The organism is Lentzea sp. NPDC051838, assembly GCF_040681245.1.
Taxonomy (GTDB): domain Bacteria; phylum Actinomycetota; class Actinomycetes; order Mycobacteriales; family Pseudonocardiaceae; genus Lentzea.
In genome coordinates, this window is sequence record NZ_JBFAYI010000026.1 from 103,720 (window position 1) to 129,714 (window position 25,995).

At 67.9% G+C, this 25,995-nt stretch carries 29 protein-coding genes; 10 read left to right on the forward strand and 19 right to left on the reverse strand.

The window, feature by feature from the left end:
• Positions 1-6: 6 nt before the first annotated feature.
• The 3 genes from mtrA to AB0M24_RS37020 form a co-directional block, all read right to left on the reverse strand.
• Positions 7-684 carry an MtrAB system response regulator MtrA gene (gene mtrA, locus AB0M24_RS37010; protein ID WP_030471262.1) on the reverse strand — a complete coding sequence of 226 codons (678 nt, stop codon included), beginning with the start codon at positions 682-684 and terminating at the stop codon, positions 7-9.
• A 186-nt stretch (positions 685-870) separates the two neighbouring features.
• Positions 871-1,701: an SAM-dependent methyltransferase gene (locus tag AB0M24_RS37015; RefSeq protein ID WP_363778134.1), complete on the reverse strand. Its 831-nt coding sequence runs from the start codon at positions 1,699-1,701 to the stop codon at positions 871-873.
• 76 nt (positions 1,702-1,777) lie between these two features.
• Positions 1,778-2,422: a dTMP kinase gene (locus tag AB0M24_RS37020; protein WP_363778135.1), complete on the reverse strand. Its 645-nt coding sequence runs from the start codon at positions 2,420-2,422 to the stop codon at positions 1,778-1,780.
• A 143-nt stretch (positions 2,423-2,565) separates the two neighbouring features.
• Between AB0M24_RS37020 and AB0M24_RS37025 the strand changes: the two genes are divergently transcribed.
• Positions 2,566-3,534: a hypothetical protein gene (locus tag AB0M24_RS37025; RefSeq protein WP_363778136.1), complete on the forward strand. Its 969-nt coding sequence runs from the start codon at positions 2,566-2,568 to the stop codon at positions 3,532-3,534.
• A 112-nt stretch (positions 3,535-3,646) separates the two neighbouring features.
• On the opposite strand, the gene AB0M24_RS37030 is transcribed toward AB0M24_RS37025, so the two are convergent.
• The gene (locus AB0M24_RS37030) at positions 3,647-5,674 is read right to left on the reverse strand and encodes a hypothetical protein (RefSeq protein ID WP_363778137.1); all 2,028 of its coding nucleotides are present in this window, start codon (positions 5,672-5,674) and stop codon (positions 3,647-3,649) included.
• Between the two features lie 21 nt (positions 5,675-5,695).
• On the reverse strand, positions 5,696-6,082 hold the full coding sequence (locus AB0M24_RS37035; protein ID WP_363778138.1) for a hypothetical protein: 387 nt from the start codon (positions 6,080-6,082) through the stop codon (positions 5,696-5,698).
• Between the two features lie 68 nt (positions 6,083-6,150).
• On the opposite strand from AB0M24_RS37035, the gene AB0M24_RS37040 reads away from it, so the two are divergent.
• Together AB0M24_RS37040 and AB0M24_RS37045 are read left to right on the forward strand one after the other, a co-directional pair.
• Positions 6,151-7,005, forward strand: coding sequence for a helix-turn-helix transcriptional regulator (locus tag AB0M24_RS37040; RefSeq protein ID WP_363778139.1), 855 nt, complete (start codon positions 6,151-6,153; stop codon positions 7,003-7,005).
• Positions 6,920-7,156, forward strand: a complete 237-nt coding sequence (locus AB0M24_RS37045) for a DUF397 domain-containing protein (RefSeq protein WP_363778140.1) — start codon at positions 6,920-6,922, stop codon at positions 7,154-7,156. Before AB0M24_RS37040 ends, AB0M24_RS37045 begins: the two co-directional genes overlap by 86 nt.
• Here AB0M24_RS37045 and AB0M24_RS37050 read toward each other — a convergent pair.
• Together AB0M24_RS37050 and ahcY are read right to left on the reverse strand one after the other, a co-directional pair.
• Positions 7,140-7,589, reverse strand: coding sequence for a hypothetical protein (locus AB0M24_RS37050; protein WP_363778141.1), 450 nt, complete (start codon positions 7,587-7,589; stop codon positions 7,140-7,142). The two genes, AB0M24_RS37045 and AB0M24_RS37050, sit on opposite strands and share 17 nt — an antisense overlap.
• A 57-nt stretch (positions 7,590-7,646) precedes the next feature.
• Positions 7,647-9,110 carry an adenosylhomocysteinase gene (gene ahcY / locus AB0M24_RS37055; RefSeq protein WP_363778142.1) on the reverse strand — a complete coding sequence of 488 codons (1,464 nt, stop codon included), beginning with the start codon at positions 9,108-9,110 and terminating at the stop codon, positions 7,647-7,649.
• A 98-nt stretch (positions 9,111-9,208) separates the two neighbouring features.
• Here ahcY and AB0M24_RS37060 point away from each other — a divergent pair, with 98 nt between their 5' ends.
• From AB0M24_RS37060 to AB0M24_RS37070, 3 genes are read left to right on the forward strand one after another with little or no spacing between them, the layout of a single operon-like run.
• Complete coding sequence (locus AB0M24_RS37060; protein ID WP_363778143.1) at positions 9,209-11,605, forward strand: hypothetical protein; 2,397 nt, start codon at positions 9,209-9,211, stop codon at positions 11,603-11,605.
• A complete protein-coding gene (locus AB0M24_RS37065) occupies positions 11,602-11,982 on the forward strand; it encodes a hypothetical protein (protein ID WP_363778144.1) in 381 nt (126 codons plus the stop codon). Before AB0M24_RS37060 ends, AB0M24_RS37065 begins: the two co-directional genes overlap by 4 nt.
• 2 nt (positions 11,983-11,984) lie before the next feature.
• Complete coding sequence (locus AB0M24_RS37070; RefSeq protein WP_363778145.1) at positions 11,985-12,509, forward strand: GNAT family protein; 525 nt, start codon at positions 11,985-11,987, stop codon at positions 12,507-12,509.
• Here AB0M24_RS37070 and AB0M24_RS37075 read toward each other — a convergent pair.
• Entirely contained in the window at positions 12,502-13,080 is a 579-nt protein-coding gene (locus AB0M24_RS37075; protein WP_363778146.1) for a TetR/AcrR family transcriptional regulator, read from the reverse strand. The two genes, AB0M24_RS37070 and AB0M24_RS37075, sit on opposite strands and share 8 nt — an antisense overlap.
• Before the next feature lie 78 nt (positions 13,081-13,158).
• Here AB0M24_RS37075 and AB0M24_RS37080 point away from each other — a divergent pair, with 78 nt between their 5' ends.
• Positions 13,159-13,635, forward strand: a complete 477-nt coding sequence (locus AB0M24_RS37080) for a DUF2975 domain-containing protein (RefSeq protein WP_363778147.1) — start codon at positions 13,159-13,161, stop codon at positions 13,633-13,635.
• On the forward strand, positions 13,635-13,844 hold the full coding sequence (locus tag AB0M24_RS37085) for a helix-turn-helix transcriptional regulator (protein WP_363778148.1): 210 nt from the start codon (positions 13,635-13,637) through the stop codon (positions 13,842-13,844). The genes AB0M24_RS37080 and AB0M24_RS37085 overlap by 1 nt, the downstream gene beginning before the upstream one ends.
• Positions 13,845-13,860: 16 nt before the next feature.
• Here the strand turns inward: AB0M24_RS37085 and AB0M24_RS37090 are convergent, their stop codons facing one another.
• Both AB0M24_RS37090 and AB0M24_RS37095 read right to left on the reverse strand, forming a co-directional pair.
• Positions 13,861-14,088: a hypothetical protein gene (locus AB0M24_RS37090; protein WP_363778149.1), complete on the reverse strand. Its 228-nt coding sequence runs from the start codon at positions 14,086-14,088 to the stop codon at positions 13,861-13,863.
• 52 nt (positions 14,089-14,140) lie between these two features.
• Positions 14,141-15,376, reverse strand: a complete 1,236-nt coding sequence (locus AB0M24_RS37095) for a glutamate mutase L (protein ID WP_363778150.1) — start codon at positions 15,374-15,376, stop codon at positions 14,141-14,143.
• An 18-nt stretch (positions 15,377-15,394) separates the two neighbouring features.
• On the opposite strand from AB0M24_RS37095, the gene AB0M24_RS37100 reads away from it, so the two are divergent.
• Positions 15,395-16,000: a hypothetical protein gene (locus tag AB0M24_RS37100; protein ID WP_363778151.1), complete on the forward strand. Its 606-nt coding sequence runs from the start codon at positions 15,395-15,397 to the stop codon at positions 15,998-16,000.
• Here AB0M24_RS37100 and AB0M24_RS37105 read toward each other — a convergent pair.
• The 9 genes from AB0M24_RS37105 to AB0M24_RS37145 form a co-directional block, all read right to left on the reverse strand.
• Positions 15,997-16,452, reverse strand: coding sequence for a MarR family transcriptional regulator (locus AB0M24_RS37105; RefSeq protein ID WP_363778152.1), 456 nt, complete (start codon positions 16,450-16,452; stop codon positions 15,997-15,999). The two genes, AB0M24_RS37100 and AB0M24_RS37105, sit on opposite strands and share 4 nt — an antisense overlap.
• Before the next feature lie 10 nt (positions 16,453-16,462).
• Positions 16,463-18,205, reverse strand: coding sequence for an alpha-L-fucosidase (locus AB0M24_RS37110; protein ID WP_363778153.1), 1,743 nt, complete (start codon positions 18,203-18,205; stop codon positions 16,463-16,465).
• A 61-nt stretch (positions 18,206-18,266) separates the two neighbouring features.
• Positions 18,267-19,802, reverse strand: a complete 1,536-nt coding sequence (locus AB0M24_RS37115) for an amino acid permease (protein ID WP_363778154.1) — start codon at positions 19,800-19,802, stop codon at positions 18,267-18,269.
• A gap of 142 nt (positions 19,803-19,944) precedes the next feature.
• A complete protein-coding gene (locus AB0M24_RS37120; protein ID WP_363778155.1) occupies positions 19,945-20,868 on the reverse strand; it encodes a cation diffusion facilitator family transporter in 924 nt (307 codons plus the stop codon).
• Positions 20,869-20,911: 43 nt separating this feature from the next.
• On the reverse strand, positions 20,912-22,126 hold the full coding sequence (gene manA, locus AB0M24_RS37125) for a mannose-6-phosphate isomerase, class I (protein WP_363778156.1): 1,215 nt from the start codon (positions 22,124-22,126) through the stop codon (positions 20,912-20,914).
• 19 nt (positions 22,127-22,145) lie between these two features.
• The gene (locus AB0M24_RS37130; RefSeq protein WP_363778157.1) at positions 22,146-23,213 is read right to left on the reverse strand and encodes a hypothetical protein; all 1,068 of its coding nucleotides are present in this window, start codon (positions 23,211-23,213) and stop codon (positions 22,146-22,148) included.
• A gap of 4 nt (positions 23,214-23,217) precedes the next feature.
• Positions 23,218-23,418 (reverse strand): Trm112 family protein, encoded by a 201-nt coding sequence (locus AB0M24_RS37135; RefSeq protein WP_363778158.1) that lies wholly within the window; start codon positions 23,416-23,418, stop codon positions 23,218-23,220.
• Between the two features lie 12 nt (positions 23,419-23,430).
• On the reverse strand, positions 23,431-24,783 hold the full coding sequence (locus AB0M24_RS37140; RefSeq protein ID WP_363778159.1) for a phosphomannomutase/phosphoglucomutase: 1,353 nt from the start codon (positions 24,781-24,783) through the stop codon (positions 23,431-23,433).
• A gap of 81 nt (positions 24,784-24,864) precedes the next feature.
• Positions 24,865-25,224: a DUF3499 domain-containing protein gene (locus tag AB0M24_RS37145; RefSeq protein WP_363778160.1), complete on the reverse strand. Its 360-nt coding sequence runs from the start codon at positions 25,222-25,224 to the stop codon at positions 24,865-24,867.
• Positions 25,225-25,317: 93 nt separating this feature from the next.
• Here AB0M24_RS37145 and AB0M24_RS37150 point away from each other — a divergent pair, with 93 nt between their 5' ends.
• Entirely contained in the window at positions 25,318-25,761 is a 444-nt protein-coding gene (locus tag AB0M24_RS37150; protein ID WP_363778161.1) for a metallopeptidase family protein, read from the forward strand.
• The last annotated feature ends 234 nt before the right edge of the window (positions 25,762-25,995 follow it).

Here is a 25,995-nt window from a genome sequence, read left to right on the forward strand (position 1 = left end):
CACCTGTCACGGAGGGCCGGCCTTGTACCCGACACCGCGGACAGTCAACACCACCTCGGGGTGCTCCGGGTCCCGTTCGACCTTGGAACGCAGCCGCTGCACGTGGACGTTCACCAGGCGCGTGTCGGCGGCGTGGCGGTAACCCCACACCTGCTCGAGCAGCACCTCGCGGGTGAACACCTGGCGCGGCTTGCGGGCCAGGGCGACGAGGAGGTCGAACTCCAGCGGCGTGAGCTGGATCGGCCTGCCCTCGCGCAGCACCTCGTGGCCCGGGACGTCGATCGTGAGGTCGCCGATCTGCAGCACCTCGGACGGCTCGGCCTCCGTGCGACGAAGCCGCGCCCGGATGCGGGCGACCAGCTCCTTCGGCTTGAACGGCTTCACCACGTAGTCGTCCGCGCCGGACTCGAGGCCCAGCACCACGTCGACCGTGTCGCTCTTCGCGGTGAGCATCACGATCGGCACGCCCGACTCGGACCTGATCGCCTTGCAGACGTCGATGCCGTTCATTCCCGGCAGCATCAGGTCGAGCAGCACGAGGTCGGGCTTGAGCTCGCGCAGCGCGGGCAGGGCACGGGCACCGTCGGCGACCACCGCGGTGTCGAAGCCCTCCCCGCGCAACACGATCGTCAGCATCTCCGCCAGGGCGGGGTCGTCATCGACGACGAGCACGCGTGCCTTCATACCCAACATCGTCGCACTGCCGGTCGCGCGCTCGCGCACCGCCCACGCTCCGTTGCCGCTGGTGGCGGTGTGCGCTCGTTCGGTCACCGGCCGGAACTGTCGCTCCACGTGCCCCACCTCGCCCCGATTTGGCCTGCTCGTCGCCGGAATATCCGCGCGACGTTCACCTTTCGTTACCCGGTGACGTCAGACCGTGCGGATCGCCGAGGCCAGCCAGATCCGCGCATCACCCACCTTCCGAGGATCGGTGATCGCCGGCACCGCGCGGTCGTGCTGCGCGGCGAGGTCGACCGGATGGGTGACGGTGGCGTGCCAGCCGTGGCTCGCGAGCCACTCGACCGGGTCCTCCACGTCGGACTGCCAGCGGGCGTCCAGCGTGTCGAACCGCTCGTGCACCGGCCTCATCTGCGGCAACTCGCGGAACTCGTGGTTGACGTGTTCGAGCGCGAGCGTGCTGCCGCGGGTCGACAGCGCACTCACCCAGTACAGGATCCGGTCCCCCGCGTCCGGGGGCAGGAACATGAAGAGGCCCTCCAGCAACCACGCCGTGGGCCTCTTCGGGTCGAACCCCGCCTGGATCAGCGCTGTCGGCCAGTCCTCGCGCAGGTCGCAGGGGACGACCACGCGTTCGCACTTGGGCCGGGCGTTCAGATCGTGCAGAGCGTCCTCCTTGAACGCGACCTGCTCGGGCAGGTCGAGCTCGAAGAGTGTTGTGCCCGGCGGCCAGGGCAGCCGGAACGCTCTGGTGTCGAGGCCCGCCGCCATGATCACTACCTGCGGCTGGGCCGAGTTGAGGAGCTGGTCGTCGAAATACCGGGTGCGCAGGACGAAGTGATCGCCCGCGAGGGTCCGGACGCCGTTCAGGTCGTTCGCGGAGCCGGCGGCCTCCACGAGTCCTGCGGCCAGTGGGTCGTGGAAGAGGCGGCGGAGATTACGTTGCTCGTTGGCGCGGGCGGCAGCGATCAGAACAGCCGTACGGGCGACTCCAACAGGGGTGCGCTGCAGAACACGCTTCAAATTGTGATCTCCTATACACTCACAGTGACGTACCGGATCCACGATCGTGTCAATCGGTACGCACGTGAGCGACCACTCAAGGAGTGAAGAGTGGTTCCAGAAGCGAATGAAACTTCACGTTTGACCGCCCGTCGACCACTTGCCACGGAGCGAGCCAGTTGATGTTCGCCAATCCGTCGTAGACGACACCGCACCTGGCCTGCAGACCGCTATTCGATTCGTAAATGTCGCGAGCACGTGAGTCATCGTCGAGTTCACGTTTCGCCGCCCGTTCGGCGGCGACCTCGACGGGCACGCGGAGCAGCAGGTGCAGGTCCGGAACCGGCAGTCCGAACCGGTCGATCTCCAGCGCGCGCACCCACTCGACGAACTCGCCGTTCTCGTCCTGGTGCAGCCGCGCGGCGTTGTAGGCCGCGTTCGAAGCCACATAGCGGTCGAGCAGCACGACGTCGTGCTCTTCGAGGTCCTTGCGGATCTGGTCGGCCGCGCCGCGCCGGTCCAGCGCGTACAGCACCGCCATGCCGTAGACCGAGTCGCTGAGGTCGCCGACCTTGCCGTAGAGAGCGTCGCGGACCAGGTCAGCGTGCACGCTGATGCCGTAGCGCGGGAACGCGTGGCTGGTCACGGTCCTGCCCTGGGCGTGCAGCGCCTCGGTCAGGCCGTTGGCGAGCGTGCGCTTGCCGGCACCGTCAAGACCTTCGATCACTACGAGCTTTCCCACGCGGGAACCCTAACGGGACCGGTACCGGCCACTCACATGGCCGCCGTGCATCCCCCACACGGGCGAAATCCGATCTTTCGATCACCAGATTGAGTGACTACGGTGAACAGTCATCACGGCGCGTGTGAAGGGTAGGTGCCGCGGTGGCCGCGGATTCCGGGCACGCCGAGTCGGTCAACGAACCGAACGGCCACCCGATCGGGGGTCTGCCGACCTCGCTCACCGAGACGCTGCGCTACGGGCCGTTCCACCGGGCCCTGCGCGAGGCGATCGCCCACCGGGGCCTCTCGCTCGCCCGGCTGCGCGCCCACCTCGAACAACTCGGCGTCCAGGTCGGCCAGTCGACGCTCTCCTACTGGCAACGCGGCCTGCGCCACCCCGAGGTCCCCCGCGCCATCAGCACGGTGCGCGCGCTCGAGTCCGTGCTGCGTCTGCCGCCGTCGTCGCTCCTCGACCTGATCGGTCCGCGCAACGCCAACACCTACCTGCCGCGTCCCGTCGCGACGTGGCCGGAGCCCGCACCGCTGCTCGCGTCGTTCGACTCGGTGCCCGAGGCCGCGCGCGGCAACGCCGACCTCGAGGTGCTGTCCGTGCACGACACCGTGCAGCTCGGCATGCACCGCGAACAGCGCTCGATCACCACGCGGCTGGTCGTGCGGGCGGTGCGCCAGGGTCCCGATCGCTACCTGGCCGTGCACCGCGGCGACGACGGTTCGTTGATCGAGAACGCGCTGGTGCGCGCCGGTGAAGGATGCCGACAGGGGCGGTTGCGGCGGGAGAGCGCTTCTCGCAACCTGGCCGTGGAGATGCTGTTCGACCGGCGGCTCTCGGCCGGCGAGGAGCACGTCTTCAGCTTCACGATCGTCGACGACACCGGCGGCGCGACTCCCGGGCACCACCGGACGTTCCGCGACACCAGCGGCTCGTACCTGGTGCAGCTGTCGTTCCACCGGCGCGCGATGCCCGCGCGCTGCATCAAGCAGTTCCGGGCCTCGGCCGAGGCCACGCCTGTGGACGTCGAGGAGCTCGTGTGCGGGCTCGGCGGCGTCGTCAGCGCGTACTTCGGCGATGTCGGCCCTGGTATTGCCGGCATCGCCGTCGAGTGGAGCTAGGGGCGAGGGAAGCGAGAGGGCTGAAGACCGGCGGTCCGAAGACCATTCCGGTTCCGGAATTAGAAGGAAGCCCTCTCATGGCCTCGCTTGCGCCACGGTAGCAGCGGAAGCCTCAGTCCGACAGCATGTTTCCGAGTTCCGCCACGGTGGTCACACCCGCGTCCGAGCGCGTGAGTCCAATGTGGATAGACTGGCCGCCAGGCGTGGAACCCTTGCGTTCGAACAGGTTCTTCAGCCGCGCGACGGTGAAGTAGTTGCGGTGCAAGGCTGCCCCGGCGATCAGCTTGACCAGGTCGCGGTTCTCCTCGACCCGGTTGCCCCAGTACCTGCCGCGCAGGTAGAGGTGCAGCCAGGTGCCGTGCCAGACGTCGCCCTGCCGTTCGAACATCACCGGCAGCGCGACTTTTCCCTTGCCGCGCATGGAGGAACGCGCGCGAACCGTGCTCGGCTCGAACGGCTTGCCCAGCTGGTCGAGGTCGCGCGTCATGAAGCCGAACGTCGACTCGGCGACGTCGTCGAACCCCTCGCCTGCGTACACGTTGACCTGCGGCACCACGTACTTCGCCTTGATCGCGTCCCGGTGCAGGTCGATGAACTCCGTCGCGCCGTCGGTGGCATCGGTGAGGTCGCCGGAGTGGAACGCGCCGTCGGACTTCAGCTGCGTCCACGACACCTGGCTCTGGAACGCGAAGTTCTCGTCGAGCAGCACCACCGACAGGTCGTAGTCGGTGCGCTTCGACTTCTGGCGCCAGTGCGTGAAGAACCGCAGCACATCGCCTTCGAGCGACAGCTTCGAGCCGCGTGGGAGCACGCCGAAACCGTCCTCGGTGGCCGTGCCGGACATCGGCACGACGACGTCGAGAACCTCGGGATCGACGGTCAGCGAAGAGAACTCCGGCAGCCTGCGGATCAGTTCGGCCTCGACGACCTCGGTGATCGCGGTGGCGTCGATCGGCGGACGGCTGTCGTCCGCGATCCACACCTTGCGGCCGCGGTTCGCGAAAACCCTTGCCGCGTCGGGATTCTCGCGGTTGCTCAAGTGCTCCAGCACCGATACGAGCACGCGTCCGGACACGTCGGGAGCGGCGGTTGCCACGGCCTCGGCAACGCCAGAAGCGCCGTTGCGGACCAGCCGGTCGACGCTGCGCAGTAACAGACCGGGCGCCTTCGAGAGGATGCGCAGCGCGAGGTCTGGATCCTTGTCCGCGAACGCCATCTCGACCTGACCGGCGAACGACCGGACGGTTTTCTCCTTGCGCGCCACCGCGAAGACGTCTTTGGCCTGCTCGAACGGGTGCTCGTGCGGGTGCAGCCGCTCGCCGAGGCGCTTCCACGCCTCGCGGTGCTGGTTGACGTCGCCGAACTTGCTCGGCTGCACCTCGTTCAACGCGGCGAGCAGCGCCCGGCGCTCCGGCCTGCGGAACGAGCGGAAGCGGGTGTTCTCGCGCAGCGTGACATCGCCGCCGGACGCTTCCGCGGCGAGGCGCAGGACGTCGGTGACCGTGTCGATGTCCGCGAGCGGCCGCTGCGCGACGAGGCGAGCGGCGTTGAGGATCGCGCGGTTCTCCCTGGTGGGAACGGATTCCGGCGCGACGTCGAGACGCTGCGTCGCCAGGTCGCCGAGCAGCGTGCGGTCGTCTTCGCCCAACGGGATCGGGCTCGCCGCGAGCTCCAGGTAGAGGTTCGTGATCTCGTCGTCGAGCGTGCCACCGAGGTGCAGGACCGTCACGCGGTCCTTGAGACTCGGGACCAGGTCGGCGTGGGCGGCGAGCATCTCCTCGTACGTGTGCTGGACGCGGCCGTACTTCGGCAGGTCGAGCAGGTTGCCGGTGAACTCGGCGACGTCCTCGATGCACGACAGCCAGAACGCGACCGTGTCCGGCACGTTGTGCGGGAAGTCCTTGAAGTACGGGTTGTGCTGCGCCCGCGCGCCGACCAACTCCTTGACAGCGCGGACGATCGTCGCGGCGTAGTCCTCGGCGTCGGCGAGCGTCGAGACGTGTTCGAGCAGCTCGCGCGACGCCTTGAAGCCAACCTTGATCAGCGCCGAGTCGAGCTGCCTGGCGAGCGCGCGACCGTCTCCCGCAGCGCCGTCCGACAGGGGCACGCGCAGGGTCTTCTTGATGATGGTCGTCCGCACTCTGCCAGTAAAACCCGCACGTCAACCGAGTTCTGCGAGTGCTTCCTCGTACTGCGCGCGGTCGAACCGGAACGGCCCGAAGCGCGTGTAGTCGCGGTCCTTGCGCCGCGGCTGGCGGAACTCGTTCCAGACGATCGTGTCGCCGTCGACCGTGATGTCGGCCTGGAGCGGCCAGCACTCGGCGGCGCCGCACGAGCAGGCCAGCACCAGTTGTGCCTTTCCCGGCCGGAACGCCTGAGCCAGCTCGTCCTCGATGAAGCCGCCGTACATCTCGCCGGCCGGCTGCATCCTGGCGCGAGCCTCGAAGGTGTCGATCAGGTGCGTGAGCGGCTTGCCGTCGATCAACGGCACGAAGGCGTCGCACGACCACACGTCGTGCGTCTCAGTGCTGAAGCCGAACTCGTTCACGGCTTCCAGAGTAAGTCCACCCGTTTTGGGCATGCTGTTGTTTTTCCTCCATCACTAACGTGATTTCCATGAACGGCGATCCGTCCACTCCGTACAGCCGTGACCTGGGTGATGAGCTGCGCCAGGTGCGGGAGACCTACACGAGGTTCCGCTCGCGGCGGATCGCCCGGATGCTCGGGTGGGATCCGGGGAAGGTCTCGAACATCGAGAACGGCAAGGTGCGGGCGAGCGAGATCGACATCGTCCAGTACCTGGGCCGATGTGGACGCCCGCAGACCTTCATCGAGGACTTCCTCGACCGCTACCGGTCGGCCTTCAACCCCTACTTCGTCCAGGTCCCGGACAACCTGCGCACGATGTCGATGGCCGAGTCGAGTGCGGAAAAGATCACCAGCTACACGATGACCTCCATTCCAGGCCTCGTGCAGTCGGAGGAGTATGCGTTCGCGCTGTTCCAGGAGCGCGGCCTGCTGGCTTCGGAAGTGATCGAGAGGGCGGTTCGCTTCCGCATGGAGCGGCAATCGATCCTGCGGCGACGCAACCCCCCGAAGTGCACCTTCTACATCCACGAGTACGCCTTGCGGCTCAAGGTAGGCAGCAACCAGATCATGGAGGACCAGCTGATGAGGCTGCTCTTCCACTCCCATGTCATCCGGATCGTGCCCGCCACTGCCGGCGCGGCTGGCGCGCTTCCCGCCGAGTACATCCTGTGGGAGTACGAGAAGCGCAGCAGCACGGCTTACTCGGGGTCGGACCTCGCGCAGGTGTTCGTGCAGGATCTGGCCGGGGTCAAGCACTGCAAGTCGATCTTCGCGGTCCTGGATGCGCTCGCACTCGATGAGGAACAATCGCGATCGATGGTGGCGGATCTCGCCAGCCGATCGCGGGAGGACCTCAGTGGCCGGAAACTTCACCTGGCGTAAGAGCAGCTACAGCGGAGGCGGCTCTGAGGACAGTGCATGCGTTGAGGTGGCGTTTGCCCAGGCTGTGCGTGTGCGTGACTCCAAGAATGCCGCCGGCCCCGAGCTGAAGTTCAGCGTCGAGGCCTGGCAGGGGTTCATCGGAGCCCGGTAGGCAGCGGCAGGTCCAGCACTTCCAGGAACCGGGCCGTCTTGATCTCGACGAACACGTCGACGTCCTCGACGTCTTCCCCCTCCTCGATGGAGAAGTCCTCCGGGTCCTCGTCCTCGGCGAGGTAGCCGAGGATCTCAGCCTGCTTGCCGGGAACATCACCGGAGTTGCTCAGCGCCCACCACGCGGCCAGTCCAGCGGCCTCGCGCAGGACGTCCGTGGGGTCGGAGGCGTTGGGGTTCTCGAAGTAGGTGCGCGGCGTCAGGCCCAGGTAGGCGACGCCGGTGCCCGGACCTGCTGGGGCGTAGACGACCGAGGTGATGTCGCTGTCGTGGATGTCGATCCACAGGAACGGCTCTGCCAGCGGCGGCAGCTCGCCCTCGGACAGCGTCTTCCACTGGCCGTTCTCGTACGCGTACGTGCCGAAGAATCCCACGCGCACATGAAACAGGGGCCTCCCGCGACGCACGCGGGAGGCCCCTGAAAGACGTGCTCAGTAGCGGTAGTGCTCCGGCTTGAACGGGCCCTCGACGTCGACGTCGATGTACTCGGCCTGGTCCTTGGTCAGCTTGGTGAGCTTGCCGCCGAGCGCCTCCAGGTGGATGCGGGCGACCTTCTCGTCCAGCACCTTGGGCAGGCGGTAGACCTCGTTGTCGTACTCCTCGTGCTTGGTGAACAGCTCGATCTGCGCGATCACCTGGTTGGAGAAGGAGTTCGACATGACGAACGACGGGTGGCCGGTCGCGTTGCCGAGGTTCAGCAGGCGGCCCTCGGACAGCACGATGATCGTGCGGCCGTTCGGGAAGACCCACTCGTCGACCTGCGGCTTGATGTTGTTGCGGCGGATCCCGGGGTAGCGGGCGAGGCCGGCCATGTCGATCTCGTTGTCGAAGTGGCCGATGTTGCCGACGATCGCCTGGTGCTTCATGGCGGCCATGTGCTCGACCATCACGACGTCCTTGTTGCCCGTCGTGGTGATGATGATGTCGGCCTTGTCGAGGACGTCCTCGAGGCGCTGGACGTCGTAGCCGTCCATGGCGGCCTGCAGGGCGCAGATCGGGTCGATCTCGGTGACGATGACGCGACCGCCCTGGCCGCGCAGCGACTCCGCGGCGCCCTTGCCGACGTCGCCGTAGCCCGCGACGACGCAGACCTTGCCGCCGATGAGGACGTCGGTGCCGCGGTTGATGCCGTCGATCAGCGAGTGCCGGATGCCGTAGCGGTTGTCGAACTTCGACTTCGTCACGGCGTCGTTGACGTTGATGGCCGGGAAGAGCAGCTCACCGGCGGCGGCCAGCTGGTACAGGCGCATGACGCCCGTCGTGGTCTCCTCGGTGACGCCGCGGATGCCGGACGCGATGTTCGTCCACTTCTTGCCGTCGGCGGCCAGCGACGCGCGGAGCGTCTCCAGGATGATCTTCCACTCTTCCGAGTCGTCCGCTTCAGCCGACGGGACGACACCGGCCGCCTCGTACTGGACGCCCTTGTGGACCAGGAGCGTGGCGTCGCCGCCGTCGTCCAGGATCATGTTCGGGCCCTTGCCGTCCGGCCAGGTGAGCATCTGCTCGGCCGTCCACCAGTACTCCTCGAGCGTCTCGCCCTTCCACGCGAAGCACGGGATGCCCTTGGGCTCCTCCTCCGTGCCGTACGGGCCGACGACGACGGCCGCGGCCGCGTGGTCCTGGGTCGAGAAGATGTTGCACGAGGCCCAGCGCACCTCGGCGCCCAGGTCAACCAGGGTCTCGATGAGCACTGCGGTCTGGATCGTCATGTGCAGCGAGCCCGAGACACGCGCACCCTTGAGCGGGTACACCCCGGAGTACTCGCGGCGGAACGCCATCAAGCCGGGCATCTCGTGCTCGGCGAGGCGGATCTCCTTGCGACCGAACTCGTGGAGCGACAGGTCGGCCACTGCGAAGTCGATGCCGTTGCGGGTCTGCAACCGGTCCGCGGTCATTGCGAAGTCCTCCAAGGCACTTCAGAGAGGGTGTCGTCCGACCATACCGCCCGCGGATGCACCACTATGACCCCCACGTTGGGTGAGGGAGGTCTCGGGTGTTGATCGCAGGCCCGGACACACGTGTCGTCGAGCTGCGTGTGCACGGCGTGCAGGGCACGACGCCGCAGACGCTGGTCGACGCCGTCGCGGCCGTGGACGTTGCGGGGGACGGACTCGGGCGCATCGTGCGCCCTGCCGACAGACTCCGCAGGCCGGCGCCGGGCCCGGTGCTGCAGACCGAAGGCCGCCCGGTACCCCGCGTCGTCGAGGGGTACCTGTGGGGTGGAATGACGTCGGGAGGTGTGGCCAAGGCCACCTGGGCCCTGCTCTTCCCGTTCAGCATCGCCAACGTCGCGCACTGGATGCTGCCTCCCGTCCCCGAACGGAATCTGCCTGGTCACCTGCTCGGCCTCTGCCTGCGGTCGTTGCTGCGGGTGTTCGCGCTGCTGCTGACAGCGCTGCTGGTCGCGCAGGTCTCGGTGGTGAGCCTCGACCTGCTCGCCGCCCAGTGCCTGCGGCCGGGTGCGGCTTGCCTGACCAGCATTCCAACCGACGTGCGGCTGTTTCCCTACTTCCGCACGTTTCTAGGACTTCTCCCAATCGTCGTGCTGATCTCGGTGATGCGCCGGATCTCGCACGTCGAGTGGCGGATCGAGCGTCGGGAGATCGCCGACGCCGAGGAATCCGAGCGCGAGCCCTCGTCCGGGCTGCCCGGTGCGCACGTCGCCACTGATCCGGACACACCTGCTTTGCGCTCCTTGCACGTCGTCACGGCGTTGGCAGTGGGTTCGCTGATCGCGCTCGGTGGCCCATTGAAGCAACTCACGGCTACAGGACCGATGGACGTGGCTCTCACGGTCGCGTGGGTCGTCGCGTTGGTGTTCATCGGGCTGTCGGTGCTCGGTGTGCTGCTGCTCGACGATCCGACCGGTGGGGCGCCCCATCGCGGTGGGCGGTGGTTGCGGGCTGCTCTTGGTCGTCGGCCTCGTCGCGTGTTGATGGTCTTGTCCGCTGTTCTGGTTCTGACGACGTTGGGGTTGCAGGAACAGCTGCCGGTGCGGGTGCCCGGCGCGGACGTGACCGTGCAGGTCGTGGCGTTGCTGCTCGCGTTCGTTCTGGTGCTTTTCGGGTTGTTGCTGGTGCCCGCTGCTCTGCTGGCTCGGCGGTCTTGGGCTTCGTTGCCTCGTGAGCTGCGTCCTTGGGCCGGTGGGTGGTTCTCGGCTCCGGTTTTGGCGATCGCCGGGCTGCTGGGTGGTGGGTTCGGGGCCGGGATCGCTCTGCCGGTGCGGAAGGCTCTCGGCGACGGGCTCGCGCTGCCGGTCGGGTACTCGTACATCACCCTTCTGTGGGGTGTGGCCGGGGCTTTGGCGCTGTTGAGCACGCTGGGGCTGGCGTCTTTCACCGGCGCGGTGCGGTGGCGTGCGTTCCGCAAGGGCAAGGTGTGGGCGCGCGAGGCTTCACTGCTGCACTCCGGACGCATGCGTGATCTCCGCTTTGCGACCCGTGCCTGGTGGTGGGCTCGGTGGGAACGGAACCACGGGCATCACCTGATCATGGTCATCGCCGGTGTGCTGGTCGTCGGCGCGGTGCTGGCTTCGTTCCTGCGGGTGCGGAACGTGCCGTTGCCTTCCTGGACCGTGCCGTTCTCGGCATTCGGTGTGTTCGTCCTCGGGTTGCTCGCGGTTTCGTTGCTGCGGGCGGTGTACTTGGCGGCTCGGCAGCCCGAGTCCGGGCGGCGGCTGGGGATCATCGCGGACATCGCGCAGTTCTGGCCTCGGGAGGCGCATCCTGTCGTGCCGCCCTGCTACGCGCTGAAGGTCGTGCCGGAGCTCGTGTCCCGAGTGCAGGACCACCTGCGCGACCCCGGGACTCGGGTGGTGCTCTGCGGGCATTCGCAGGGGTCGCTGCTCGTTGCTGTCGCCGCGGCTCGGTTGCTGGAGGACCTGCCCGCGCACGACCGCGAGCGGATCGGGCTCGTGACCGCGGGGTCGCAGTTGCAGTGGGCTTATCCGCGGGCGTTTCCCGCTGTGGTGCCACACGCGTCGCTGGCTCGACTGGCCGGTGGGCTGGACGGGCGTTGGCGGTCTTTGTGCCGCGGGACGGATCCGTTGGGTGGCGCGGTGATGACGTGGCGGCGGCAGGTTTTCGACGGGATGCTGCTCGGCGTCGGATATCGGCCGGACGGGTCCGAGGGTGCTCTTGCGCCTGCATTGCGCGGGCCTACCGGGGCATTGGTCCTGGGTGGCGATCACTGGTTGCCAGATCCGCAGCGGGGACCGTTTCCCGGGCGTCGGTGGAGGTCCGGGGTGTCGGCGCACTCGGACTACACGTCGGATCCCGAGTGGGATCGGGCGGTGGCGATCGCGGCCGGGCTGCTGGACGTCGACGCACCGGAGGCACCGCCGTTGCCGTTCGCGCGGAAACCGGAAACCCGGTCGCGGGACACGCTGTGACGCAGCCTCTCGGGGTGTTCGGCCGTCCCAGGTTGTCACCGGAACTGTTGCGGCCGTTGGTGGGCGAGCTCTCCAGCGATCTTCGCGGACGGGTCGCCGAGTACCTGCGCGGCGGCACACTCGTGATCGCGCTGATGGAGTACACCGAGGACGTGCTCGAAGGCCGGTTCGGCGTCTCCGGCGGATCCGGCGTGATGACCGACGGGACCTACTACTGGCGCTGCGACGCGGCCGAGTACGTGGAGACCTACGGAATCCACCTCGACCAGGCCATCATCGACCACATGGAACAGACAGGATGGCGCGCGCCCCAGCTGAGCCCCGCCGAGGTGCTGGAGATCGACGACGTCCTGACCCGCGCGTTGAGGAGCGTTTGACCGTGCTGACCGGTGATCTAGTACATCTGCGGCCCCTCGAACCCGAGGACGCCGACGCCCTCTACCGCTGGCACAACGACGAAGAAGTCATGCGCTGGCTGCAGAGCTACTTCCACGAGTCGTTGGCCGGCCTGCGCAAACGCCTCTCCGACCGCTCGGAGAACGCGCACGACAAGGTCACGCTCTGCATCGAGACGCTGGAGGAGCGCAAGCCCATCGGCATCGTGGCGCTGCGGGAGGCGGACCCGATCAACGCGCGCGCCAAGGTGGACATCTACCTCGGCGAGCGCGAGTACTGGGGTGGCGGGTACGGCACCGACGCGTTGCGCAGGGTGTGCCGGTACGGGTTCGAGACCCTGCGGCTGCACTCGATCGAGCTCACCGTGGTCGAGGCGAACGAGCGGGCGGTCAAGTCCTACAAGAAGATCGGGTTCCAGGTCGACGGGCGGCTGCGGCAGGCGTTCTTCCGCGACGGCGAGTGGTACGACGAGCTGCTGATGTGCGTGCTGAAGGACGAGCTCACGTGAGGGCGGGCGCGAGGTGGCCGATCGCCTCGCGCAGGTAGTTCTCCACGGACGCGGAAGGCACCACGACCAGGCCGGACGGGCGCAGGTCGACCCAGCGCTGCACGGCGATCCGCGCGGCCACCGACACCGCGGCGGCCAGCACCTCTGCGGCGAGCTCGGACTTGCCGGTTCTGGCGGCGATCACCGAGGCGATCGGCGGCTCCAGCGTGGACGTGGAGTCGAGGTAGGCGTCGCGCAGGGCGGGCGTCGAGTTGATCAGCGTCAGAGCCTCGGAGGGCGGCTCGCGGTACTGCTCGACGAACGCGGCGATGATCGACTCGACCAGGGGCTCGTCCGACGGACGTGAGCTCAGCGCGGAAGCGACGGCGAGAGCGCGTGAGGCCGTGATGCCCGCGACGATCGCGTGTTCGCGGCTCGGGAAGTAGTTGTTGTAGGTGCGCGGGGAGACGCCGGCGGCATCGGCGATCTCGTCGACCCGCACGTCGTCGGCGCCCTTCTCCAGGGCCAGCTTCAGGGCGGCGGCCGCCAGTGCCGCACGGGTCTCGGTCTTCTTGCGCTCACGCAGTCCCACGGCGATCACTGTAGAGACCGGTTGCAACTCGATCACTACCGATTGACTTTCGATAGATGGCTACTGATACTCGATCGCATGATTTCTGAACGTTGGGCGGTGACCGCCCTCCGGGTCTTCCTGGTGATCCTGTTCGGGATCCTCGTCGTGTTCGAGACGCTGTCCCTGCCGGGCAAGTTCATGTACCTGGCGCAGCAGAACCCGAACGACCCCCTGATCTGGCCCGGCGCGATCATCTCGATCTTCTGGGTGATCTGCGTCCAGGTGGTGGTCGTCGCGACGTGGAAGCTGCTGACGCTGGTGCGCAAGGACCTGATCTTCACGGACGCCGCGATCAAGTGGGTCAACGTGATGGTCTGGGCGATCGCGGCCGGGTGGGTGGTGCTGGTGGGCGTGTTCCTCTGGGTCGGGTTCAACGCCGACGACCCGGGCGCGCCGATGGTGCTGTTCCTGCTGACCACGGGGGTCACCGCGTTCGGGCTCGTGCTCATCGTGATGCGGGCGCTGCTGCAGCGCGCTACGACGTTGCGGTCCGACATGGAAGCGGTGATCTGATGGCGATCATCGTGCGCATCGACGTCGAGCTGGCCAAGCGCAAGATGAGCGTCGGCGAGTTCGCGGAGAAGGTCGGGCTGACGCCGGCCAACGTCGCGGTGCTGAAGAACGGGCGGGCGAAGGCCGTGCGGTTCAGCACCTTGGAGGCCATGTGCCGGGTGCTGGAGTGCCAGCCGGGCGACCTCCTCGAGTTCGTCGAGGAGGAGTGACCGGCTGGCGTCCGGATCACCAGATGAACAGCCACCAGCGCTGGTTGGCGGGGGCGCTGGCGTGGTGGTCGCACGAGTAGCCCCGTTGACCCCCGACGAACACCAGTGGCTTGCCGACGGCCTCGCACTTGGCCTTCGTCGAGTACTTGCCGTACGGCTCCTGGGCCGACGCCGTGCCCGCGCCGGCCAGCAGGATCCCCACAGAAGCCGCGATCACCGCGGCCGATGCCATTGCTCGCTTCATACCTGTCCTGACCCACGTAGTGGATCATCACGTTGCACTCAGGTGACGACGGTCACGACAGACGCTTCGCCAGTCGGTCGGCGGCTTCGAGCCGCCCCGACTCGGCGAGCAGACCCACCGGCGCGAGGACGTAGTCGCGGTCGACGGTGATCTCGGCGGTGCGCAGAACCGGCCTGAGCACCGGGTCCTGGCGCAGAGCTTCGATCACCGGCGTGAGGTCGTCCATGTGCCGGAAGACGCCGCCGGACAGGACGAGCAGGCCCGCGCCGTGGGGGCCGAGCTGGCCGTCGACCTGACGCAGGTGCCGTCGCACCGCCAAGATCGCGGCGAACGACGCCAGCTTGACGTCCACGGTCGGGTCGTCCGGCAGCCAGCCGACGTTCTCGGCTCGCAGTTGGGCTTCGTGCGCCAGGTCTTCAGTGGTCAGGCGTTCGGCGTGGGCTTCCTTGACGACGCCTGGCGCGGACCAGCGCATGCCGAGGTCGCCCTCCACCGTGCGGCGGTCTGGTGGCAGAGCGACGGTTCGTTCGAGACCCTCGCTGTCCGCCGTGGACACCGCTGAGTAGACGTCCGTCGTGGCGCCGCCCACGTCCACCACCAACACGGCACCCTCACGGTCCTGTGCGGCCAGTCTCGACACACCCGCCAGCACCGCGTCGGGCGTCACGGCACGCACGAGCTGACGGAAACGTGGGCCGCGCGAGAGGCCCTTGCCGCCGATCACGTGCTGCAGGAAGGCCTCTCGGATCGCCTTGCGGGCTGGTTCGGGGGCGAGCTGACCGACATCGGGCAGCACGTTCGGGCAGGCGACGACGGTTCGTTGGGCGAGGAGTTCCAACCCTTTCGGCTGCGCCTCGACGTTGCCCGCCAGGACGATCGGCACGGCCACGCGGGCGAGCTTCGCGGCGTTGTGCAGCAGGACGGACTCGTCGCCGCCGTCCGTGCCGCCGACCAGCAGGATCAGGTCGGGTGTGGTGGCGCGCAGGGCTTTCACGTCGACCAGGCCCGCGCTGACGTGCACGATCTTGGCGCCCGCCGACAGTGCGACCCGGTAGCCGGCCTCGGCGCTGACGACGCGTTCCTGCCCCACGACCGCGAGCCGCAGACCGCCGCCGGCCGACGAGCACGCCAGGATCTCGCCGTCGCCGACCGCGTCCCGCAGCGCGTCGATGCCGCGCAGCACCTCGGGAGGCGTGGTCGGGTGCTGTCCGGTCCGGACCAGCTCGCCGTCCTCGGTGAGGAGCGCGGCCTTGGTCCAGGTGGAACCGACGTCGAGACACAGGATCACGAGGCAAGCTAACCCACCATGAAGCTCACGCCCAAGGTGATCTTGGAAGGCACGCGCCTGACCGGCAAGACGGACCTGGCCTACGCGCTCAACGAGCACCCGCGGCTCGTCGGTCACCGCAAGTACCGCTACCACTCACCGTTGATCTCGGCGGAGTGGAGCGCCTTCAGCAACGAGCCGTGGGGTCGCGGGCTGATCAACTTCGCGCCGGAGGAGACATCGCAGGCGTTGGAGACCTACGAGACGTGGGTGCGGCTGTTCGAACTGCAGCGCTACTACTCGTGGATCGTCGACCGGTTCCACCTGTCCACGTTGGCGTATCAGGCGCAGCAGGGGCGTGAGTTCGACTTCGTGTGGCTGGAGGAACGGCTGAAGCCGCTCAACTTCGCGATCGTGCTGTGCACCCGGCCGGACGACACGTTCGAGGAAGCGCGCGAGGAGCGGTTGAAGATCAGCGCGAACCCGAAGCAGTACGTGTCGCTCCAGCCGTTCATCGAGGAGCAGCAGCAACTCCGCGAGCTGGCCGCGAAGTCCGTGCTGCCCGTGTTCGAGCTCGACGTGACGCGGCACGGGCCGGACGACGTCGCGGACTTCCTCGAAGCGCGGAACCTGCTGACCCTCTAGTCGTCCGCCTTCTCGTGCACGACCTGCATGAAGCTGCCGAGCTGCGCGAGCTGTTCCGGCGTGAAGAGGTCGATCAGGTACTCGCGGACCGTCGTGACGTGGCCGGGCGCGGTGGTGTTCAACAGGTCCTTGCCCGCGTCGGTGAGCACGGCGAGGATGCCGCGCTCGTCGGACTCGTGCGGTTCGCGCCGCACGAGTCCGGCCTTCTCCAGCTTGCCGATCTGGTAGGTCAGCGAGCTCTTCGACACGACGACGCGGCGCGCGAGCTCGGTCATGCGCAGGCGGTTGCCCGGCTGTTCGGACAGCACGACCAGCACGTTGTACTGCGCGTGCGAGAGGCCCGCATCGCGCTGCAGCTGCTGTTCGATCTGTCTCTCGAGGAGGTGGTACGCCTGGACGAAGTGGTGCCAGGCGTGGCCCTCCTCCTCGGAGAGCCACCGCGCGTTACCCATGGTCCGCAGGTTAGTTGGTGTAGAGCTGCGACACCGGGACAACCTGCTGGTTTTGGTTCGGCGAAGTCCACAGGAGCTTGAAGTGGGCCTCGCCGGTCTTCTCGGCGTAGTCGACCTTGATCGCGTACTTCTTCCCGGCCTGCAAGGTGATCGTGCCCTTGTCGATGCGGGCCTGGTGCGCCGCGGAGGCGTCGATCACGAGCTTGCCGTCGATCCACACCTTCGCGATCTCGTCCGAGACGGCCAGGAACGTGTAGGTGTCGCTGAACCTCGGCTGCACGAAGCCGGTCCAGCGGGCGGAGAAGTTGTCGCCGCCGTCGAAGCGCCACGCGAAGTTCAGGGTCTTGTCCGTGGTCGTCGTCGGCGTGCCGGTCCAGTTGTTGCTCGGGAAGTACTGGGCTTTGAGGCCGTTGCCGGTTCCCTGCGGGGCGGGTTTCTCGCCCTTCACGGTCAGCTCGATCACGGTGGCGACGTCGTTCGTCTTGGCACCACTGGGTTTCACGTCGTAGCCGTCGCCTGATTTGGTGACGCTGACCGTCTGCGGGCTGCCCAGGACGCGTGCTGACGTGACGTCGAACTGTTCGAGAACCTTGAGGTGCAAGGAGTTCGACCAGTCGTACACACTCAGGTAGAGCTTGTCGTTCTTGCGCGACACGGCACCCCAGGCGGGATCCTCCACCCACATCGCGGCTTGGGCGCCGTAGACCGCGTCGCCGTGCTGCGTGAGCCAGGAACCCATGGCGCGCAAGCGTTCCGACTCGGGCGCGGGGATGCGGCCGAGCTTGTCCGGGCCGACGTTGAGCAGGTAGTTGCCACTGCGGCTGGCGATGTCGACGAGGTTGCGGGTGAGCGTGGTGGCGCTCTTGAAGTTCTTGTCCCACTTGGCGAATCCCCACTTGCTCGGGATGGTCATGCAGGACTCCCAGAGCTGGCCGTCGATCGGCGCGGACGGGAAGGTCTGCTCGGGTGTGCCGAAGTCGCCGTCGACGACGCGGCGTTCCTTGACGCCCGGTGCGCGCTTGGAGATCCGGTTGTTGATGAGCAGGTCCGGATCCTTGGCCTTGAGGAACGTCTCCAACTCCGCGCCGTCCTGCTTGGTCCACGGGTTCGGCGGGTTGTCGGTGTCCCAGTCGCCGTCGAACCACAGCAGTGCCGGGTCGTAGTCGTCGATCAGCTCGGTGAGCTGGGCGCGCATGCGGGCCTTGTAGCGCGCGAAGTTCTGCGTGCTGCGGGCGTCCGGGTCGTGCCAGTCCCACGTCGAGTAGTAGAGCCCGAACTTGATGCCCTGACGGTCAGCCTCGGTCTTGAGCTCTTTGAGGACGTCACGGTTCTTGTCGAACGCCGAGTGGTCCTTGATGTTCCACTTGTTGACCTTCGTGGGCCACATCGCGTAGCCGTCGTGGTGCTTCGACGTGATGACGATGTACTTCTGCCCCGCCGCTTTCGCCGTGTCCACGACGGCTTTCGCGTCGAACTGGGACGGGTTGAAGGACTTGACCAGCCGTTCGTACTCAGCGGTCGGCACCTTGCACTTGTTCATGATCCACTCGGCGTCCTGACAGGTCGAGCCGTCGGACCTCTTGTACTCGCCTTCGAGCTGCGAGTAGCCGCCGAAGTGGATGAACATGCCGAAGCGGGCGTCCTGGAACCACTGCGTGCGCGGCGACGTGAACGGGTCGTCGGTTGCGTGATTCGGGCCAGGACCAGCCAAAGGCAGCACCGCCAGCAGCGCTGCGACCAGCGCGTGGAGCATCGGACTCCTCCTCCAAGCTCATGGCGGCAACCATGAGCTTGGAGGAAGAGAGATCCGATGTCTAGTGCCCTGGTTCTTCGCCGCGCTCGATCACCGGCTCGTTGTGCACGGAGGCGTGCCCCGTCTTGCCGAGCACCGAGTTGCGGCGGCTGTAGACGAAGTAGACGACGACACCGAGCGCCATCCACACGAGGAACCGGACCCAGGTGAGCGCGGTCAGGTTCAGCATCAGCCACAGGCAGGCGAGGATCGCGAGGATCGGCACCACCGGCACGAGCGGCACCCGGAACCCGCGCTCCAGGTCCGGCCGCGTCTTGCGCAGCACCAGCACACCCGCCGAGACGAGGATGAACGCGAACAGCGTGCCGACGTTCACCATCTCCTCGAGCTTGCCGGCCGGGAAGAAGCCCGCCGCGATCGCGACCAGGAAACCGATGATGATCGTGATGCGCGTCGGCGTGCCGTGGCTGCCGGTCTTCGCGAGACCGCGCGGCAGCAGTCCGTCACGCGACATGGCGAACAGCACCCGGCTCTGGCCGAGCATCAGCACCATGACGACCGTGGTCAGACCGGCGAGCGCGCCGACCGAGATCACCGTGGCGGCCCAGTCGACCCCGTTGTCCGAGAACGCGCTGGCGAGCGTCGCGCGCGTGCCGTCCGGCTGCGTCGCGAGCTTCGTGTAGGGCACCATGCCGGTGATCACCAGCGTGACGGCCACGTACAGCACCGTGACGATCGCGAGCGAGCCGAGAATGCCGCGCGGCACGGCCTTCTGCGGGTTCTTGGTCTCCTCCGCCGTGGTCGCCACGACGTCGAAACCGATGAACGCGAAGAACACGATGCTCGCCGCGGCCAGCATGCCGAGCACGCCGTACGTGCTGCCCGAGTAGCCGGTGATCAGCGAGAACAGCGACTGCTCGATCCCGGTGTGCGCCGCGGGACCCGACTCCGCGGCCGGCGGGATGAACGGGCTGTAGTTCTCGGCCTTGATGTAGCCGACGCCCAGCACGATCACCAGCAGCACCACCGCGACCTTGATCGCCGTGATGACAGCGCTGACCCGCGAGCTCAGCTTCGTGCCGACGACCAGCAGGACCGTCAGCACCGCCACCAGCAGCACCGCGCCCCAGTCGAACTTGAAGCTCTCACCGACCTCGGTCTTGATGTCGAGACCGAACAGCCCGAGCGTCGTCTGCAGGTACGCCGACCAGCCCTTCGCGACCGCCGCCGACCCGACCGCGAACTCCAGCACCAGGTCCCAGCCGATGATCCAGGCCGCGAACTCGCCGAACGTCGCGTAGGAGAACGTGTACGCGGAGCCCGCCACCGGCACCGTGGACGCGAACTCGGCGTAGCACAACGCCGCCAGCGCGCACGCGATCGCCGCGAGCACGAAACTCAGGCTCACCGACGGTCCCGCGATGTTGCCCGCGGCACTCGCGGTGAGGGTGAAGATGCCGGCGCCGATGACGACCGCGACGCCGAAGACCGTGAGGTCCCAGGCGCTCAGGTCCTTGCGGAGCTTGGTGTCCGGCTCGTCGGTGTCAGCGATCGACTGTTCGATCGACTTGGTGCGCCACAACCCGTTCCCCGGCACGGTGCATACCTCCTTGATGTACCTATTCGGCCCACCCTAGAGGTATCCGGCATGCGAGATCCCTACAGCTCGCTTCCGAACGCACGAGGGGCCCTTTCGCACCCGTGATCGAGTACGAAAGGGCCCCTCGTGAGCGAAAAGGTCAGGAGCTGGTGACCGTGGAGCGGTCCAGGTCCGGCTCCAAGTAGATCAGCCGAGCGTGCGGCACCTTGTTCCGCACCCGCTGCTCCGCGTCGTTGATCGCCTGCGCCACCTCGTCGAGCGGCAGCCGCGGCTCCAGTGCGATCTTCGCGGCCACGAGCAGCTCTTCCGGGCCGATGTACTGCGTCTTGATGTGGATGACCCGCTGCACCTTGCCCGCGGCGAGCTCGTCGCAGATCACGTCGAGGTCGGCGTCCGAAGCGCCTTCGCCGATCAGCAGCGACTTCATCTCGATGATCAGGATCACCGCGATGATGCCGAGCAGCACACCGATGGCGATCGTGCCCAGCGCGTCGTACACCGGGTCGCCGGTCAGGGTGGTCAACCCCACGCCCAGCAGCGCGAGCACCAGACCGAACAGCGCGCCGGCGTCCTCCAGCAGCACGACCGGCAGCTCCGGCGTGCGGGACTGGCGGATGAAGCCCCACCAGGACACATCGCCCTTGATCTTGCGAGACTCGCTGATCGCGGTCATGAAGCTGTAGGTCTCGAGGCCGATCGCCACGACGAGGATGGCCACCGCGACGAGCGGGCTGTCCAGGTGCGCCGGTTCCTGCAGCTTGTGGATGCCCTCGTACAGCGCGAAGACCGAGCCGAGGCTGAAGAGCAGCAACGCGACCACGAACGACCAGAAGTACCGGTCCCGGCCGTAGCCGAACGGGTGCAGCCTCGTGGCCTGGCGCTGGGCCGTCTTCTGACCGAGCAGCAGCAGACCCTGGTTCGAGGTGTCCGCGACCGAGTGCACGGCCTCCGCGAGCATCGACGACGAACCGGTGATCGCGAACCCGATGAACTTGGCCACCGCGATACCCGCGTTCGCCCCCAACGCGGCGATGATGGCCTTGGTCCCGCCCCCTGCTGACACGCCTGTCTCCTCGCAACCAGTCCGGTTTGTCCGGTCGTGAACCTTAGTCTGTTCCGGCAGTCGCGCGGAAAAGTTGGGCGGATTCAACACCATCCGGTCGGACGATCACGGCTGGGTCCGACGCGGGCAGCCACACGGACTCGCCGCGGGCCAGGCGCACCTCGTCGCCACGAGCGTTCGTCAGGACCGCCGCCCCTGCAGTGCACAGCAGGATCTGCGGGCCGTCGTGGTTGATCCGGGTCTCGGCGGCCACGTCCAGGCGCGAGAGCTCGAACTCCGGCGCGGGCGTGCGGTAGACGAGAACGCCCGGCGAGACCTCCTCGCCGGTCATGACCTCCATGTCACCGCACGAGAAGTCCAGCACCCTCAACAGCTCCGGCACGTCGACGTGCTTCGGCGTGAGGCCGCAGCGCAGGACGTTGTCCGAGTTCGCGAGGATCTCGATGCCGGTGCCGCGCAGGTACGCGTGCAGGTTGCCGGCGGGCAGGTGGATCGCCTCGCCCGGCTGCAGCACGATGCGGTTGAGCAGCAACGCCGCGAGCACGCCCGCGTCGCCGGGGTACGACTCGCCCAGCTCCAGGATCGTGCGGCATTCGAGGTCGAACTCGCCGTGCTCCTTCACGTGCAGCACGCACGCGTCGAGCACCTGCGGCAGCAACGAACCCAGAGACGTCTGCGGCAGCGTGATCAGCATCGTGAACAACGCGCGCAGGCCCGACGCGTCCGGTTGCGCGACCAGCATCTCGGTGTACGGCGCCAACGCGGGTGCGTCCAACGTGCGCAGCAACGCGACGGTCCGCGACGGCTCGCGGAAACCCGCGAGGGCGTGGAACTCGGTGAGAGCGCAGATCAGTTCCGGCTTGGCGGCCGGGTCCTTGTAGTTGCGCACCGCGGCGTCGCGCGGCACACCGGCGGCCTCTTCCTTCGAGAAGCCCTCCGCAGCCTGCAACGCGGACGGATGTGCCTGCAGGCTCAGCGCTTCCTCGGCGGCGAGCACCTTGAGCAGGAACGGAAGCCTGCTGCCCCACCGGTCCGCGAGACGCGAGCCGAGCTGGCCGTCCGGGTCCGTGGACAGCAGTTCGAGCAACGAACGCTCGACTCCGTCCGCGCCCGTGACGCGGGACGGGTCGCCTGGATGGGCGCCCATCCACAGCTCTGCCTCGGGATGGGGTGCGGGCACCTCCTTCCCGAGCAGCTCGGCGATGGCCGTGCGCGATCCCCACGCGTACGGCCTTACCGCGTTGTGCAGCAGGTCCACTTCTAAGTCAGCTCCCAATTCAGTACGGGTTGCCGCCGAGAGATCCGGCGGCGAGCCCGAGATACAGCGCGGCCAGTTCGAAGCGGAGAGCGAGCAGCGCGGCACTGACCGCGTCGCCTCCCGTCACCTCGACGGCCGGTTCCAAGACATCTGCGCCCGGCAGGGCGTCCTCGGCGGCGTGCCGCACAGCATCGGCCACCGGGCCCTGGCGCACAGCCAGCAACAGCACGCGCACCAGTCCGGACGAGCCGATGTCGTCGTCCGGGTCCGCGAACAGGTCCGCACCAGAAGTTCCCTGCACCGCGCGGCGGTGCAGCACCGAACGGGTCAGCGCCTGCGGGTACCCGGCGACGTCGCTCGCCACTCCGGCGAACGTCGCCAGCACGCCCGCGCCGTGCACGCCCACCGACGTGGCGACCTCGTCGAGGCCCCACAGCAGCGGCGTGCGGTCGGCGACGCGCAGCGCCAGCGACTTCGCCGGGTTCACGAACGACTCGTGCATCGGGTGGTCGCGCTCGGCCTCGCGGTCGAGCTCGTCCGCGACCAGGCTCACGTCCACCTTCAACAGCCCGAGCGAGTTCAGCACCACGAGCCACGCGGCGAGCGCGCGGTGGAAGCTGAAGCCGGGCGGTACTTCCACGCGCGGAGCCAGCAGCACGGCCTGGCCCGCGGCGGCAGCAGCGACCGGACCCGAGTCCGGCGCCGTCAGCAAAGTCCGCGCGCCACGGCGGGCAGCGCGGTCGATCGACTCGGCCAGCACCCGGTCGCCGGGGTCCTCGGTGTGGGCGAGCACCACGTCGAGCGCGCCGACCCACGGCGGCACCTCGTCGCTCACCACGACCGGAACCGCGCAGCCGGAGCCGAGCAGCGCCGTGACGACGCCCGCGACCGCGACCGCGTGGCCGGGCCGGGTGATCAGCACGACCGCGCGCGGGCGTTCGGAGAAGATCCGCTCCACACCCGCCTCGGCCGCGGCCTCGACGGTGGAACGGACCTGGGCTCCCGCCCGAGCCGCGGCGCGCAACCAGCCACCGGTGTCGGCGTCGGCGAGGCGGCCCGGGTCGTCGAGCAGCGTGTCGTCGAGCACCGGATCACCCAGCCGAGGGCGGCTCGACCGCCTCGTCCAGCAGCAGTACCGGGATGCCGTCGCGCACCGGGAACGAACGGCCGCACGCGGTGCACGTGAGGAAGTCCGCTTCCGGGTCGTCGGCGGTCCCGAGCCGCAACGGGGCGTGCTCGGGGCACGGGCAGGCGAGGATTTCGAGCAACTGCTCTTCGAGCTTGACGGCCACGGTGTTCTCTCCTCAGGCCCGCACGATCGCGAGGACCTCGTCGCTGAGCGCGGCGACGGCCTCGGGCGTGGCGGCTTCGACGTTCAGGCGCAGCAGCGGCTCGGTGTTCGAGGCACGCAGGTTGAACCACGACCCGTCCGCCAGCTGCACGGTGAGACCGTCCAGCTCGTCGATCGTGACGCCGTCCTTCGAGCCGTAGGCGTCCTTGATCGCGGCGATCCGGCCTGCCTGGTCGGCCACGGTGGAGTTGATCTCACCGGAGGCGGCGTAGCGGTTGTAGGCCTCGGTCAGCTTCGACAGCGGACCGTCCTGCTCGCCCAGCGCGGCCAGCACGTGCAGCGCGGCCAGCATGCCGGTGTCCGCACGCCAGAAGTCGCGGAAGTAGTAGTGCGCCGAGTGCTCGCCGCCGAAGATGGCGCCGGTCTTGGCCATCTCCTCCTTGATGAACGAGTGACCCACGCGCGTGCGCACGGGCTTGCCACCGTGCTCCTTGACGATCTCCGGCACCGCGTGCGAGGTGATCAGGTTGTGGATGATCGTGCCGCCGGGGTCCTTCGCGAGCTCGCGCACCGCGACCAGCGCCGTGATGGCCGACGGGCTCACCGGGTCGCCGTTCTCGTCGACCACGAAGCAGCGGTCCGCGTCACCGTCGAACGCGACACCCGCGTCCGCACCCTCGGCCTTCGTGCGGGCCTGAAGATCCACGATGTTCTTGGGGTCGAGCGGGTTCGCCTCGTGGTTCGGGAAGCTGCCGTCGAGCTCGAAGTACATCGGGACGACCTCGATGGGCAGACCTTCGAAGACCTGCGGCACCGTGTAGCCGCCCATGCCGTTGCCAGCGTCCACGACGATCTTGAGCGGACGAATCGTACGCAGGTTGACCAGCTCGTTCAGGTACTGCGCGTAGTCCGCGAGCATGTTGCGCTCTTCGAACGTGCCCTTCTCGACACCCTCGGCGTCGGGGACCTGGTTCTCCGCATCGCTTCGGATCTGCCCGAGGCCGGTGTCCTGCCCGACCGGCGACGCTCCCGCACGACACAACTTGATGCCGTTGTACTGCGCCGGGTTGTGGCTCGCGGTGAACATGGCACCCGGAAGATCCAGCTTGCCGGACGCGAAGTACAGCATGTCCGTGCTGGCCAGACCGATGCTGATGACGTTCACGCCCTGCGCCTGGGCACCCTCGGCGAACGCCCGGGACAGCTCAGGCGAGGAGTCGCGCATGTCGTGGCCGATGACGATGGCCGATCCTCCGACCAGGCGCGCGAACGCCGCGCCGAAGTCGCGGACTACACCGGCGTCCAGCTGTTCGCCGACCACCCCGCGGATGTCGTACGCCTTGACGATGCCGGACAGGTCACGCACGCCGCACACTCCCGAAACTCGCTCTTGACGGCTACTGCCCGGCAGCCTACCGGCGAGAGGATTAGTGATGCGTGTGGTCGCTCAGTCCTCGTGCGGATCAGGCAATACCCGCAGGTGACCACGCCTCTGAGTGCCCAACGGCACATCGGACGGGACCGGGGTCACATCAGCCCGCCCAGCCTCACGCACGGCCTCGGCCAGTGCCGTCAAATCATCCACAGTGGGCTCGGGCGCCGCGAACTCACCCTGATGCCTGACGACCTCCCACCCGCGCGGCGCCGTGAGCCGCAACGCGTGCTCCTCGCACAGGTCGTAGCTGTGCGGTTCGGAGTACGTGGCGAGCGGTCCGACGACTGCGGTGGAGTCCGCATAGGCGTAGGTGAGCGTGGCGACAGCCGGGTTAGCACACCCGGTTCGCGAGCACCGTCTCACGCTCCGCACGATCGGGGACGATAGCGCGTCCACGCGAGGCTGTGTGTGAGGCACGCTGTGTTTGCTCGCCGCGCGCAGCAACTAGGCTGCTGGGTTGTGGTGATGGCACGAGGTTCACGTCGACAGGACAGCCCACGTCGGCGCAACCGAGACAGGCACGGCCGAGGCCTGCGCGGCCCTCTGTACCCAGCCACGCTCCCAGCCGCCAGGTCGAGGGCTGAGAGGTTCGACGCCCTGGTCATCGAGGCTCTGGAGCCCATCGAGGCCCGCTGGCGCACCGAGCTGACCCAGCTCGACGTAGCAGTCGACGACGTCCCGGACGTCCAGGTAGAGGGCGAGGACGGCGTAGTCGAGGACGGCAACGTCCCGCTGGCCCGCCTGCTCCCAGCAGCCACCGACAACCGAGCCCGAATCGTGCTCTACCGCCGCCCCCTGGAAGCGCGCGCGAAGGACGGCGCCGACCTGGCCGACCTGGTGCACGACGTCCTGGTCGAGCAAGTGGCGAACTACCTGGGCCTGGACCCGGACGTGATCGACGAGGGCTAGGCCCCTCGACATGATCAAGCCGATGCCGCAGGCGAGGCGACCCGAAGGCGAAGCCGAGGCGCTTTGGCGACGGCGAAGCCGAGCTGCAGTGGCGACGGCGAAGCCGAGCTGCAGTGGCGACGGCGAAGCCGAGCTGCAGTTAGCAAACACTCTGGGTGGGGTGGGTCCCGTCACGAGTCGTGGCTGATCGTTGGCCGCGCCAGGTCAGGGGTGTCAACTCGACACGCTTTTCGT